Raw genomic sequence first — 13,481 nt, 5'->3', positions numbered from 1 at the left:
CAATATTCAATATATACTTAAAAGCTTATTTAACAACATTTTGTCCCGCGATACGACCGAATACGATTACGTCGGTTATGGCATTTCCTCCAAGCCTGTTTGCGCCGTGAACACCGCCTGTAACCTCTCCTGCTGCAAACAATCCGGGTATTATATTCCCGTTAGTGTCTAGCACCTCGCATTTTGTTGTAACCTGAATTCCTCCCATTGTGTGGTGAACCATAGGACCGGTCAATCCCGCATAGAAAGGACCTTCTCCGAATTCTTTATCAAATACGGTTCTGCCGAATGGATCATTTCCTGTTCTTATTGAATTGTTGAATTGGTCTACAGATGCCTGTAAATTTTCAACAGGTACGCCTATCATTTCCGCGAGTTCCTCTATTGTATCTGCCTTCCATGCATAACCGTTTCCTACTCTTTCATCAACATTTCTCCCTGTAGTTGTCATTCCATCCTTAACTGTGTTGGCATCAGATATAATATAAAGCTGAGCATCTGTTTGTTCTAAAACAGCCTTTGACAGCTCATCACGTCTTCCGTCTTCGTGTACGAATCTGTTTCCTTCTTTATTTATATAGAACTGATTTTCAATATACGGAGTGAACACACCGGGTCCGTAAGTAGGAATAAGCTGAATCCATTCCATATCTACTAAGTTTGCACCTGCGGCATCAGCCATAACAATTCCGTCACCTGTCGCAAAAGGTCCGTTGGTTGTATCTACCGATTCATCCAGCGTAGCCCAGTGCTTGTTATATTTTTGTCTCATTTCAACGTTGGCTCCAAAGCCGCCTGTTGCTATTATAACGCCCTTCTTTGCTGTTATTTCAAAGGGTTGCCCGTCTGTTGCAGTTCCTTTTACGCCAGTACATCTTCCATCGGTCATTATGAGCTCTTCAGCTTTGCTGTCCAGCATTATATCTGCGCCGTTATCCTTTGCGTAGTTAGCCTGAGGAAGTACGAAGGATGCTCCCTGTGTTCCAAGATCCGTTGTAGGCGTATGACTTCTCTTCCATGTCGCTCCAACGGCAGCCTGAATTTGTTCAATCCATTTTGCTCCCAAGCCTTCAAGGAACTTTATTGCTTCGGGACCATTTTCACCTAATATATCAACCTTTTCTGCTTCTGCCACAAAATCACCGTCAATATATGTCTGTAATTTGTGAAGTGACGGTGAGTCAAACAGGTAGTTGGCACCTGATGCCTTGTATTCGTCAATCTCCTTCTTCAATGTATCATGCCATGCTTTCATTGTATCGTTTTTTGGTTCAACAGCCAATATGTTTTCAATTGTTTTGAGCTCTGCTTCAGACATAGTCTGCTGTTTCTGTCTTTCAGGGTCAGATGCATTCAGCGCGCTTCCCGCAAGCAATGTGTTTCCGCCCACAGCGCTTTGTTTGTCTATAACAATTACACTTGCTCCTGAATCTATAGCTTCAACTGCTGCCGACATTCCGGCCCCGCCTGATCCGATTATAACCACGTCAGCTTCCTTCTTAATAACATCTGTGGATGCTGCTTTCTTTTCCACCGCCTTTGATATTGATTCCTCTGTTGCTCCTGCCGAAATCAAAGCAGATTTGACTGCATCCTTTATACCGTTGCTTGTAAGAGTACAGCCTGATATAGCATCTACCGCCACAGATTGATTTTCAATTATCTGATTTGGTATTGTGTTAAAGGCCGGATCGCTTATGCCGGCACTTTCCTTGTGCTCAAGCATATTAATCTTTAAAATTTCATTGTCGCTTACCTCAACTTCAACCTTAATTATTCCGCCAAAACCCTGACTTTCACCAGTGTACTTTCCTGCCTTAAACAGTGTATTTTCGCTTACATCCCCGTTTGGAGCATCTGTGCCGTTTGCGCACCCTGTCATCAATGAAAATAACATTAAAACAGTTAATAAAATCGATAAATACTTCTTCATTTTACTCTCCCATCACAATTAATCTAACATGTTTATCGAACGTGTTTGTCAAACATGTTAGATTAATTATATTATTAACAAACACTTATGTCAATGATATTTTTATAACAAAGCTTGAACTTGGATTTTTATATTCATAGATTAGCGCGATTTCAAGGCTTTTTTTAGCTATGAATAGCAATGAATTTTTCAAAGCATAAAAAAACCCGGTCATTGAACGGGTTTTAGCGCAAAACTCTCTATGCAGCTTTCTACTACACGTATTATTCCGGGATCGGACAATACTGATTTGTCTCCGGAGAAGTATTGTATGGGCAGTCCGGACATAATACTCAATATCAGCGATCTTATTTCATAAGCTGAAAAATCATTTGCTATTGTTCCTTTTTCCTGTCCGTTTTTAATTATATTTTCAATCATCATGGGTACTGTATTTACCCTGAACCCTGACCATCTGTCGGATTCGTCAATCATAATCTGGTAATACCGCTTATATATTTCAAATACTCTGTTGTTCCCATATTCCAACTGCTTTTTGACAATAAGCTTCAAAGCATCAATTTCGTTTATTCCACGCAATTCTTTTTCATAATAATTTTCAAAAAAACTGACATATCTTATATACCTGTCGAGAAGCAAATCATTTTTCGATGAGAAATAATGATAAAACGTTCCAACCGTTATACCTACCTCAGTACATATATCTCTGACGGTCATGCTGTCGAATCCTATTTCTTCAACCATTTTATCAACTGCCGTTCTTATTGCTTCTATGGTAGCATTATCGTGTTCTCTCACAACTATTTGTCTTTTCATTTTATTCCTCTTCAGTTTACTATTTTTATGTTCAAGTGCAGAATTACATTATTAATTCATTCCTATTCTATACAATTTAACATTTTTTGTAAACAGTTAATAATATTTTTGCAGTCAAGTTTGATTATTCTTTACAATATTTTTAGGTAAAGCCAAAAATAAACATTTCATTTTTAGTGAAAATAAAGTAAAATATTATAGTAATAGTTGAAATTTTGTCAGATTATGTTATTATATAAGTATTAAGAGGTGAAAATGCTTTGATTGAATTTAATAATGTCACAAAAGTATATAAAAATGAATTTACAGCAGTTAAAAATATTAACTTAAAAATAGAAAAAGGCGAATTTTTGTTTATAGTCGGAAAAAGCGGTGCGGGAAAAAGTACCTTGATAAAGCTATTGCTGAGAGAAATAAATCCTACCGAAGGAATCATTACTTATAATAATCAAAATATCACTAAAATCAGAAAAAGAAACATAGCGGAATACAGAAGAAACATCGGATTTATTTTTCAGGACTACAGATTGCTGCCTAAATTAACGGTATATGAGAATGTTGCCTTTGCAATGGAAATGATTTGCTGTAACGCTAAAAACATCAGAAGAGAAGTACCGTTGGTACTTAGCATGGTAGGATTAAGCGATAAGGCAAAATATTATCCGGACGAGCTGTCCGGCGGAGAGCAGCAGAGAGTTGCCATAGCCCGCGCGGTAATAAACAAGCCGGAAACAATTATAGCGGATGAACCGACAGGTAATCTGGACCAGGAAACATCTAAAGAGATAATGAAAATCCTCACTGAAATTAATAAAAGAGGCACAGCAGTTATAATGGCAACCCACGACAGAGAGATAATCAATCAATATCAAAAGAGAGTTATCGAATTGAAACAAGGTGTCATTATAAGGGATATGAAAACAGGGGGATACAGTAATGACAATAAAAAAGCTTAATTATATTTTAAGACAAGCATTTAAAAGCTTATGGCGTAACCGAATGATGGGACTTGCTTCAATCGGTTCTGTAACCGCCGTTTTGATAATACTTGGCTTTATTTTAATTATCGTTCTCAATGTAAACAATATTGCCTTGGCAACTAAGGAAAGCTTTGATGAAATAGCGGTATACATTAGCGATGACGTGGAAGAAGCTCAAATTGAACAGTTAGGGAAGTCCTTTAAAGAAATAGACGGTGTCATGGGAGTTGCCTTTCAAACCAAGGAATACGCCCTTGAAAGGTTAAAGGAGGATTGGGGAGCGGATGCGTGGATGCTTGAAAGCTTAAGAAAGAATCCCTTACCCAATACCTATATAGTTCAATTGACGGACGTGCAATATTCGGATTATGTTAAGAGTAAAATTGAAACCTTTGACGGAGTTGAGCAAGCACAATATTACAAGGATGCTGTTAACAGCCTGATAAGAATTTCTGATTTCGTAAAAAAAGGCGGGGCGGGAATTATCATAATATTGCTTTTGATAAGCGTATTTATAATTTCCAACACCATCAAAATTACAGTCCTTAACAGACAAAAGGAAATTGAATTAATGCAGTATATCGGAGCTACGAACGGCTATGTAAGGGGACCGTTACTGATTGAAGGTTTAATTCTCGGGTTGATTGGCTCAATCGTAGCAATAGTTATAATATTCTTCAGCTATAATTATTTAATTAAATATTTGGCGGGAGGGTACGTCGCTATAGTGACAGGCATGGCTGGATATATGGTTGGTGTGGATATGATTTTAAATGATTTGATAATCATATTCCTTACTATAGGAATCGGCATAGGAATTTTGGGAAGCCTGATTTCTTTGAAAAAATTCTTAAGTGTATAGGAGAGGGGTTATGTTCAGGAAAAGCGTTGTATTTATTTTAGTAATTATGAGTATATTAACTGCTTTCCCGGCAGCGGCAGGGGGAAGCATTGCAAGCATGCAGCAAAAGCAGAAGGAACTGCAAAATCAGATTAATGAAATCCGTAAAAAAGCAGAGGAACTTAAAGGTCAGCAAAAAAGCGTGCAGCAGGAAATTGATGCTTTAGACGGTGAAATCAGAGCCTTAGCTTTAGAAGTTGAAAGATATGAGCTTCAGAAAGAAGAAATAAACATGAAAATTTCTGAGTCAGAGCAGAAAATTGAGCAGCTGAATAAGGACATAGACAACAACAATACTATTTTAGAAGATAGATTGAGAGTAATGTATAAAAACGGAACAGCAGGGTATATGGAAGTAATACTTAATGCAGAAAATTTAGTTGATGCATTGACAAGAATGGATATGATTCAACTGATAATACAAAGTGATGTGGAACTTTTAAAAAGTATAACCGAGCAAAAGGGTCAGGTAGAAGCACTAAAGGAACAACAGGAAATTGAAAGATTGGAATTGACTGCAGTTATTAACAGTCTTAATGCTAAGCATAATGAAATAACAGTTGCATCCCGTTCCAAAGAAATATATATGAGCAGCCTGCAAAAAGACATTAAAGAAATGGAAAGACAGCAGTCTGCAATGGACGAGCAGTCAAAGCAAATCGAAAGAGATATTTTGGCCGCACAAAGAGCGGTTGAATATGCCGGCGGAGAACTCCTGTGGCCGTTACCCGGCTATTATACCATTACATCCCATTTCGGAGGAAGAGCTGACCCGATTACGGGAGTATGGTCAAGTCACGGAGGAACAGATATCAGAGCACCTTACGGAACACCTATACTATCCGCAAATGATGGTGTGGTAATTTTTTCAGGATGGCATTATTCATACGGCAACTACGTTATTGTAGACCACGGCGGTGGAATAGCAACATTGTATGCACATGCTTCCAAGCTGCTGGTAAGCAAAGGAGACCCGGTATTAAAAGGAGATCCGGTTGCTCTGGTAGGTTCAACAGGATATTCTACAGGAAACCACCTGCACTTAGAAGTCAGAGTCAACGGTGTGAGAAAAGATGCAGAGACTTACTACACTAAAAAACAATAGAAGAACAATTGTTATAGAGGGATGCGAAGCATCCCTGTTTTTATGCAATTGTTCACCTATCGTTCATCCATTGTTCTCCAATTGTTCATCTATTGTTAAATCAGCGCCCTTTTCTTTTTCTCATCCATCAGCCTATCCAGCTCATCTGCGTTCATCGTTTCATTTTTCAATAGATATTCGGCAATTTTTCTCACGTTATCCTCATTGTCCCTGATGATGTTTATGGATCTTTCGTAAGCTTCTTTAGTCATTTCAGATGCTTCTTCTTTTATAGAATCAAGGTAGTATTTGAAAAATCTTTCATCGATGCAGGTGTTTTGAGTATTTTTACCCATGCCGTAGCTGCAGATTATTTCATATATTATATTTGTTGATTCCTTAATGTCGTTAGATGCTCCGGTAGATATTTCACCTATAAAAATTTCTTCGGAAGCTCTTCCTGCCAGCAGGACGGTTACCTTATCGATGAGCTCCTTCTTGGTATAAAGGAATTTATCTTCTGTCGGGAATTTAAGTACGTAGCCTAAGGTCTTATCCCTTGGAATTATAGATATTTTTTGAACCTTATCTATATCAAGTATTTTTGCTGCAACCGCATGACCTGCTTCATGAAATGCAACGGTTCGTTTTTCTTTGTCAGAAACGGTAGAATGCTTTACTTCAAGACCCGCTGCTATTTTTTCTATGGCAAACTCAAAATTATCAAGGTTTATTTTTTTGCTTTTATCCTTAATGGCCTTTAAAGCAGCTTCATTTGCTATGTTTGCAAGCTGCGCTCCTGAGAAACCGTGTGTTTTCACGGCTATATCCTTTAGCTGTACCTTTTTGTCAAGCGGCTTGTTCTTGGTATGTACCTCTAATATTTTTAAGCGTGAATGATAGTTTGGATTACCTACGTATATTTTTCTGTCGAAACGCCCAGGTCTTAAAAGTGCTTCATCAAGTAAATCCATTCTGTTGGTTGCTGCAACCACTATAACGTTGCATGTATTGTTAAATCCATCTAATTCAATTAGAAGCTGGTTTAATGTCTGGTCCTTTTCGTTGTTGCTTTCAGAATTTCTTTTAGCGCCCAATGCATCTATTTCATCTATAAAAATAATACTAGGGGCTTCCTTTCTCGCTCTTTCAAATATCATTCTGACGCGTTTTGCACCGACACCCACGTATTTTTCTACGAATTCCGAGCCGCTTGAATAAATAAATGTAGCTTTTGCTTCACCTGCAATTGCTTTGGCAATTAATGTCTTGCCTGTGCCGGGCGGACCGTATAAAAGTATTCCTCTCGGAACCTTTGCATCCATTGATTTGTATTTTTCTTCATTATTTAAAAAATCGATAACATCCATCAAGTCATCTTTAATTTCTTCTAAACCTGCCACGTCGTTAAAGCCGGTTTGAATTTTCGGCTCTTCGGTTTTCTTCTTTTCAAAATATGTAGCTGAACCGATGCTTTCGTTTGATTCCTCCATGTACATTTTTGAATCTTCACTTTTTTTGTTTGAGGAAATCATTTTAACCATGTAATATGCATAAAACAGCATCGGTATAAAAAAGAGTATTGATAATGAATATCTATCTGAAACTATTAGAATAATAATATTGTATATAATAAAGGAAATTGCTAAATAGAAATATTTATTTTTCATATAACCTCCTATGGCTGAAAAAAGTTTTTTGTGATAGAATTATCTTTACCATAAGATAAAAAGTTATAACACTTTAAAAATAAAATATGTTGACATTTATTGTTATGTTGTATATACTGTAATAGAAATCAAGAAGAAGTAACCGCTTCTCACCTTATGGCGTTTTAAAACTATAAAACTGTTAGTAGGGTTATAAATAAATGCAATTTAGTTTTGTATTGTTTAAGATAGCGGTGATTGAGCTGTCTTTTTTATTGTAAAAATATATAAGGATAGTAATTTGTAATTATAAATTGGAGGTGTAAATTATTAAGGAACTTCAAATCAACGAGCAAATTCGTGAAAAGGAAGTAAGAGTCATAGACTCTGATGGAACTCAGTTAGGAGTTATTAGTACAAAGGAAGCATTAAAAATTGCCGAAGGTAAAAAGCTGGATTTAGTTGTTGTGTCTCCGAATGCAGAGCCACCGGTATGCAGAATTATGAACTACGGCAAATACAAATATGCCCAAGCGAAGAAAGAAAAAGAATCCAAGAAAAAACAAAAGATCATCAATGTAAAGGAAATTAGAATGACTCCAAACATTGAAGATCATGATTTAAGTGTTAAAGCTAAGAATGCTTGTAAATTCCTCGAAGACGGAGACAGAGTCAAGGTTGTCGTTCGCTTCAGAGGCAGAGAGCTTGGACATATGGAAGTAGGAAAGGAAGTATTGATGCAATTTGCTGAATTGACGTCAGAATATGCTGTTATAGATAAGCAACCAATAGTAGAGGGCAAAAACATGACCATGTTTTTAGCGCCTAAAAAATAACATTAGGAGGAACTGTTATGCCAAAATTAAAAACTAACAGATCAGCAGCAAAAAGATTTAAGAAAACAGGAAGCGGTCAAATTAAAAGATCACAAGCAGGCAAAAATCACTTTACAGGCAAAAAAGCTTCTAAATCAATAAGAAATTTAAGAAAGAGCACATTAGTTTCAAGTGCTGATATGGATAGGATCAGTAAAATATTACCATACTAATAAAGGAATTGTCACAGGAGGAGATTTAAATGGCAAGAGTTAAAAGAGCTGTAAATGCTAAGAAAAACCATAGAAAAATATTGAAACTTGCTAAAGGTTACTACGGAGCAAAGAGTAAATTATATAAAACAGCAAATCAAGCAGTTATGAAGTCGCTTTCATACGCTTATGTAGGAAGAAAGTTAAGAAAAAGAGAATTCAGACAGCTTTGGATAGCAAGAATTAATGCAGCTGCAAGACAAAACGGATTATCTTACAGCAAATTTATTAATCTTTTAAAACAAAACAATGTTGAAATAAACAGAAAAATGCTATCAGAAATGGCTATATACGATCCGGCTGGGTTTACAAGCCTGGTAGACCAAGTAAGAGCATAAGAGAAATGAAGACTGTAGATTACAGTCTTTTGTTATATATAAATCATGTTAATGTCATCCGTCGTAGCAAAGGATATGCAATACTTTAGGAGTAATATTTATGAACACAATAAAAAGCAAGGATAATAACAAAATTAAATACATTCGTTCCCTTAATACTAAAAAGAAGCGTGAGGAAGAAAATGCATTCATTGTTGAAGGAATTAAGTTTGTATATGAAGCAATTAATGAGAAGCAGAATATAATTTATTTATTATTCAGCGAACAGTCATTAAATAAGACAGACGTAAAGGAATTGTATGACCTTTCTGTAAAATCAGGATTCGAATCATATATTTGCGACGAGGATGTTTTTAAAAGTGCGGCAGATACAATAAATGCTCAGGGTGTTATAGCAGTGGTAGGTAAAAATGAATATGATGCTGATTATATACTGAAAAATTATAAATTTGTAATAATGTGCGACAGAATACAGGACCCCGGTAATCTGGGAACAATTATCAGAACCTCTGATGCCTTCGGACCTGCGGCGGTTATTTTAAATAAGGGATGCGTGGATGCTCATAACCCTAAGGTGGTCAGAGCAACTGCGGGAGCAATATTCAGAGTTCCGTTTATTTATATGGATTCGGACGTGGATACAATCAAAGCATTAAACGAACATGAGTTTAAAATAATTTCAACCGTGGTGGAATCAGAGTATTCGTTTGATGATATAAAGGAAGAAAATAAAATTTGTGTTATAATTGGTAATGAAGGTCAGGGCGTTTCCCGGGAAATTATCGAAAGCTCACATATGAATATAACCATAAGGATGCCCGGAAGAGCCGAATCCCTGAACGCATCCATAGCAGCAGGCATAAGTATTTACGAAATCAGAAAAAAACTGTTGTAAAATAAATTTATCTTTGCTATAATCATACGTAATTGCATATATTAAGAGCTATGAAAAAGCACAGTAGGTATGAGTTGAATGTTATCAGAGAAAAATCATCTTGGCTGGAAATGATTTTAAACATTTTATACCGAACATTCACTTTGGAGCTTGCAGGATGAATTCAGTAGTTCTGCACGGTAATTATCGTTAAACAAACAAGGCATTCAGGGTTATGTCATTCCGAGCTTTAGCGAGGAATCTCATCTTTGTTAACTGAAAGCGAAAAGAGTGGTACCGCGATTATTCGCCTCTTATGAGGAGAATAGTCGCTTTTTATTATAACATATCGAAAGGAGCATATATGAGAGATCAGCTTTTAAAATTAAAAGAAGAAGTATTAAAACAGTTAAAAGAATGCGCTGACAATGCTGATATAGAAAAGGTAAGGATTCAGTGCTTAGGAAAAAAAGGAGATTTGACCGCGATTTTAAGGTCGATGGGCGGCTTGTCTGAAGAAGAAAGACCGGAAATCGGAAAGCTTGCCAATGAAGTAAGAGCAATAATAGAAGAAGAGATGAAAGTAATTAAAGAAAAAATCAATTCTCTTGAGGCTTCAAAAAAGGTTAAATCAGAAGTTCTTGACATAACAATGCCGGGCAGAATTCCCGAAATAGGAAGAAGACATCCCCTGCTTCAGGCTAAAGAAGAATTGGAAAGTGTATTTATGCGCATGGGCTATGATGTGGTGAGCGGTCCTGAAATTGAAACAGTTGCAAATAATTTTGACGACTTAAACGCACCATATGACCATCCGTCGAGAGATTGGTCGGATACATTCTATATATCAGATGACTTAATACTCAGAACACACACATCCCCTGTACAGGTAAGGACCATGAGAGAGGCTGTCAAAGAAAACAAGCTTCCTGTCAGAGCCGTTTGCACAGGAAGGACGTTCAGATTCGATGATGTGGATGATACTCACTCACCTATGTTCCATCAAATGGAATGTATAGTCGTGGATAAGGGTGTTACACTGGCAAATTTAAAGGATTCTATCGACCAGTTTGTTAAGGAGTTATTCGGAAATAATGTCACAACTCGTTTCAGACCTCATAACTTCCCGTTTACGGAGCCTAGTGCAGAGGTTGATGTTTCATGTCATATATGCATGGGCAAGGGCTGTTCGTCATGCAGAGGAACAGGATGGAGCATGGAGCTTTTAGGCTGCGGTATGATACATCCGAATGTTCTGAGAAACTGCGGAATCGATCCTGAAATATATTCAGGCTATGCCTTCGGTATGGGAATCGACAGAGTTACAATGGTTAAGTACGGAATTCCTAACATCAGATTGTTATTTGAAAATGATGTAAGATTCTTAAAACAGTTTTAGGAGGTAAGAAAATGTTAGTGCCTATTAAATGGATGAAACAATACGTTGAAATAAATACCGATGACAAAACATTGGCCGACAAGCTGACTCTTACAGGGTCACATGTGGATGCAGTTATTGATTATGAAAAGAAAGTAACCAATGTTGTAACGGGGAAAATTCTTGAAATAGAAAAGCATCCCAACGCAGATAAATTGATTGTTACGCAAATAGACATAAATAAAGATGAACCTGTTCAAATTATAACGGGAGCTAAAAATGTTAATGTGGGAGACGTTGTTCCCGTATGTCTGGAGGGAGCGGAGCTTCCTAACGGGCTGAAGATAAAAAAATCCAATTTCAGAGGGCTTCCTTCCTACGGTATGATGTGTTCCTATGAGGAGCTGGGATTTGACGACAAGGTTATACCAAAGGAAGCAAGAGATGGAATTGCAATACTGCCGCCTGACACGGAACTTGGAAAAGACATTAAGGATGTTTTGGAATTGGATGGCAGTGCTCTTGAGGTGGAGGTTACCTTCAACAGACCGGACTGCTTAAACATAGTGGGTATGGCGAGAGAAACTGCGGCAACTCTGGGAACAAAATTTAAATTTCCTGAAATTGAAATTAAAAATGAGCAGGGAGATATTAAAGAATATCTTAACGGTGTAGAAATTGAAGATGAAGATTTGTGCTCTCGTTTCTATGCTAAGGTAATAAAGGATATAAAAATAGGACCTTCTCCGTTGTGGATGCAAAGAACATTGATGGATGCAGGAATGAGACCAATAAATAACATCGTAGATGTTACAAATTTTGTTATGCTTGAGCTTGGTCAGCCGCTTCATGCATATAATTTGGAAGCCTTGAGCGGAAGAAAATTAATAGCGAGAAGGGCTAAGCAGGATGAAAAAATTGTTACAATTGATCAAAATGAAAGAAGCCTGTCCGATAGAATGCTTGTTATAGCTGACAGCGAAAAGCCTGCATGTATAGCCGGTGTTATGGGCGGTTACTATTCTGAAATCAATGACGATACAAAAATTATGGTATTGGAAAGCGCAAACTTTAATCCTAAATCAATAAGAGAGACATCAAAAAAATTAGGTATGCGTTCAGAAGCATCTGCAAGAAATGAAAAACCGATGGGCTATGTAATGGTGGAGCTTGCTAACAAAAGAGCGTGTCAATTAATAGAAATGATTGGTGCCGGAACTGTTGTGGGAGGTTACTTAGAAGCAGGCAGGAGCGAATACGAGGCACCTGTTGTTACCCTGAGACCTCACAGAGTGCCATGGCTGTTGGGAGTTGACATACCTGTTGATGATATGCTGAAATATTTAAATTTATTGGAAATAGAATCAACCTTTGACGGTGAAAAAATAATAAGTAAAATTCCTTATTTCAGAACAGACATAGAGCAGGAAGCAGATTTGATTGAAGAGGTTGGAAGATTATACGTATTTGAGAACATAGAATCCGCACCTCTTTTGGGCAGTACAAGAGTCGGAAGAAAGTCCGACAAGAGAAATTTAGAGGACTATATAAAGACAATACTTTGTGGTATAGGCCTGTATGAAATAACGACATATTCATTTATCAGTCCTAAATCATACGATAACATATGTGTCAGCTCGGACAGTCCGCTTCGAAACTACGTGAGAATTTTAAATCCTCTCGGAGAAGACTTCAGCTCCATGAGAACTACGCTTGTTCCTAATATGATGGAGGTTATATCAAGGAATTCCAACAGAGGAGTAGACAATGCAAAGCTTTTTGAAATAGGCAGCATATTTATTCCTAAGGAACAGCCGGTTGTCAATGAGCCTCATGAAAAGATAAAATTATGTATCGGTATGTACGGCAATTATGATTTCTTTGATCTGAAGGGCATAATTGAAGCGGTACTGTCAAGATTAGGAATTAAGGTGAGCTTAAAGCCTGTAACGGATAATCCGTCATTCCATCCGGGAAGAACGGCAGCAATGTATGTAAATGATGATTTGCTGGGAATTTACGGAGAAATGAGCATGGAAGCTGCCGGCAACTATGGAATTGACCACAAGGTATATGCTGCTGAAATAGATATTGAAAAGTTATTGGAGCATAAGGACACAAACTGGAAATACGAGCCGCTTCCTAAATACCCTGCAATGGTAAGGGATATAGCGGTTATAGTTAAGGATGAAATTTTGGCAGGAGAAATGATTGAAACAATCGAAGCCGTAAATCCTCATTTGATTGAAAGTGTGGAATTGTTTGATGTCTACAAGGGAGAACACGTCCGGGAAGGATATAAGTCGACTGCATTTTCAGTTACCTACAGAAATAAAGAGCGCACTTTAACAGAAAAAGAAATTGAAAGCATCCATAAAAAGATATTGGAGCAGTTAGAACGCAAGTACGAAGCGAAATTGAGAATGTAGGTTTTTGTCATC

Annotated in this window: 12 protein-coding genes and 1 other annotated feature; of the genes, 9 read left to right on the top strand and 3 right to left on the bottom strand. The window is 37.2% G+C overall.

Annotated features, from left to right (window positions below; all coding sequences use genetic code 11):
* Window positions 1–25: 25 nt before the first annotated feature.
* Both HZF24_RS07285 and HZF24_RS07280 read right to left on the bottom strand, forming a co-directional pair.
* Window positions 26–1,933 (bottom strand): flavocytochrome c, encoded by a 1,908-nt coding sequence (locus tag HZF24_RS07285; RefSeq protein ID WP_179237634.1) that lies wholly within the window; start codon window positions 1,931–1,933, stop codon window positions 26–28.
* Window positions 1,934–2,143: 210 nt separating this feature from the next.
* A complete protein-coding gene (locus tag HZF24_RS07280) occupies window positions 2,144–2,749 on the bottom strand; it encodes a TetR/AcrR family transcriptional regulator (RefSeq protein WP_179237633.1) in 606 nt (201 codons plus the stop codon).
* Between the two features lie 260 nt (window positions 2,750–3,009).
* Here HZF24_RS07280 and ftsE point away from each other — a divergent pair, with 260 nt between their 5' ends.
* Genes ftsE through HZF24_RS07265 form a run of 3 tightly spaced genes read left to right on the top strand, consistent with a single transcriptional unit; the run spans window position 3,010 to window position 5,735 of the window.
* Entirely contained in the window at window positions 3,010–3,705 is a 696-nt protein-coding gene (gene ftsE, locus HZF24_RS07275; RefSeq protein ID WP_179237632.1) for a cell division ATP-binding protein FtsE, read from the top strand.
* On the top strand, window positions 3,686–4,591 hold the full coding sequence (gene ftsX, locus HZF24_RS07270; RefSeq protein WP_179237631.1) for a permease-like cell division protein FtsX: 906 nt from the start codon (window positions 3,686–3,688) through the stop codon (window positions 4,589–4,591). The genes ftsE and ftsX overlap by 20 nt, the downstream gene beginning before the upstream one ends.
* 10 nt (window positions 4,592–4,601) lie before the next feature.
* Window positions 4,602–5,735: a murein hydrolase activator EnvC family protein gene (locus HZF24_RS07265; protein ID WP_179237630.1), complete on the top strand. Its 1,134-nt coding sequence runs from the start codon at window positions 4,602–4,604 to the stop codon at window positions 5,733–5,735.
* A gap of 95 nt (window positions 5,736–5,830) precedes the next feature.
* On the opposite strand, the gene HZF24_RS07260 is transcribed toward HZF24_RS07265, so the two are convergent.
* Complete coding sequence (locus tag HZF24_RS07260) at window positions 5,831–7,384, bottom strand: ATP-dependent metallopeptidase FtsH/Yme1/Tma family protein (RefSeq protein ID WP_179237629.1); 1,554 nt, start codon at window positions 7,382–7,384, stop codon at window positions 5,831–5,833.
* Window positions 7,385–7,689: 305 nt separating this feature from the next.
* Between HZF24_RS07260 and infC the strand changes: the two genes are divergently transcribed.
* From infC to pheT, 6 genes are all read left to right on the top strand, one after another.
* Complete coding sequence (gene infC, locus HZF24_RS07255) at window positions 7,690–8,199, top strand: translation initiation factor IF-3 (RefSeq protein WP_179237698.1); 510 nt, start codon at window positions 7,690–7,692, stop codon at window positions 8,197–8,199.
* Between the two features lie 17 nt (window positions 8,200–8,216).
* On the top strand, window positions 8,217–8,411 hold the full coding sequence (gene rpmI / locus HZF24_RS07250) for a 50S ribosomal protein L35 (protein WP_179237628.1): 195 nt from the start codon (window positions 8,217–8,219) through the stop codon (window positions 8,409–8,411).
* A gap of 29 nt (window positions 8,412–8,440) precedes the next feature.
* The gene (rplT, locus tag HZF24_RS07245; protein ID WP_179237627.1) at window positions 8,441–8,788 is read left to right on the top strand and encodes a 50S ribosomal protein L20; all 348 of its coding nucleotides are present in this window, start codon (window positions 8,441–8,443) and stop codon (window positions 8,786–8,788) included.
* A gap of 100 nt (window positions 8,789–8,888) precedes the next feature.
* Window positions 8,889–9,683, top strand: coding sequence for a TrmH family RNA methyltransferase (locus tag HZF24_RS07240; protein WP_179237626.1), 795 nt, complete (start codon window positions 8,889–8,891; stop codon window positions 9,681–9,683).
* A 41-nt stretch (window positions 9,684–9,724) separates the two neighbouring features.
* Window positions 9,725–9,980 (top strand) — a binding site (T-box leader).
* A gap of 46 nt (window positions 9,981–10,026) precedes the next feature.
* Window positions 10,027–11,061 (top strand): phenylalanine--tRNA ligase subunit alpha, encoded by a 1,035-nt coding sequence (gene pheS / locus HZF24_RS07235; protein WP_179237625.1) that lies wholly within the window; start codon window positions 10,027–10,029, stop codon window positions 11,059–11,061.
* Window positions 11,062–11,072: 11 nt separating this feature from the next.
* Entirely contained in the window at window positions 11,073–13,469 is a 2,397-nt protein-coding gene (gene pheT, locus HZF24_RS07230) for a phenylalanine--tRNA ligase subunit beta (RefSeq protein ID WP_179237624.1), read from the top strand.
* The last annotated feature ends 12 nt before the right edge of the window (window positions 13,470–13,481 follow it).

This window comes from Sedimentibacter hydroxybenzoicus DSM 7310 (assembly GCF_013403245.1).
GTDB classification, from domain to species: domain Bacteria; phylum Bacillota; class Clostridia; order Tissierellales; family Sedimentibacteraceae; genus Sedimentibacter; species Sedimentibacter hydroxybenzoicus.
The sequence above is the reverse complement of the archived record's forward strand: the minus strand, read 5'-3'. Positions and strand labels throughout refer to the sequence as shown.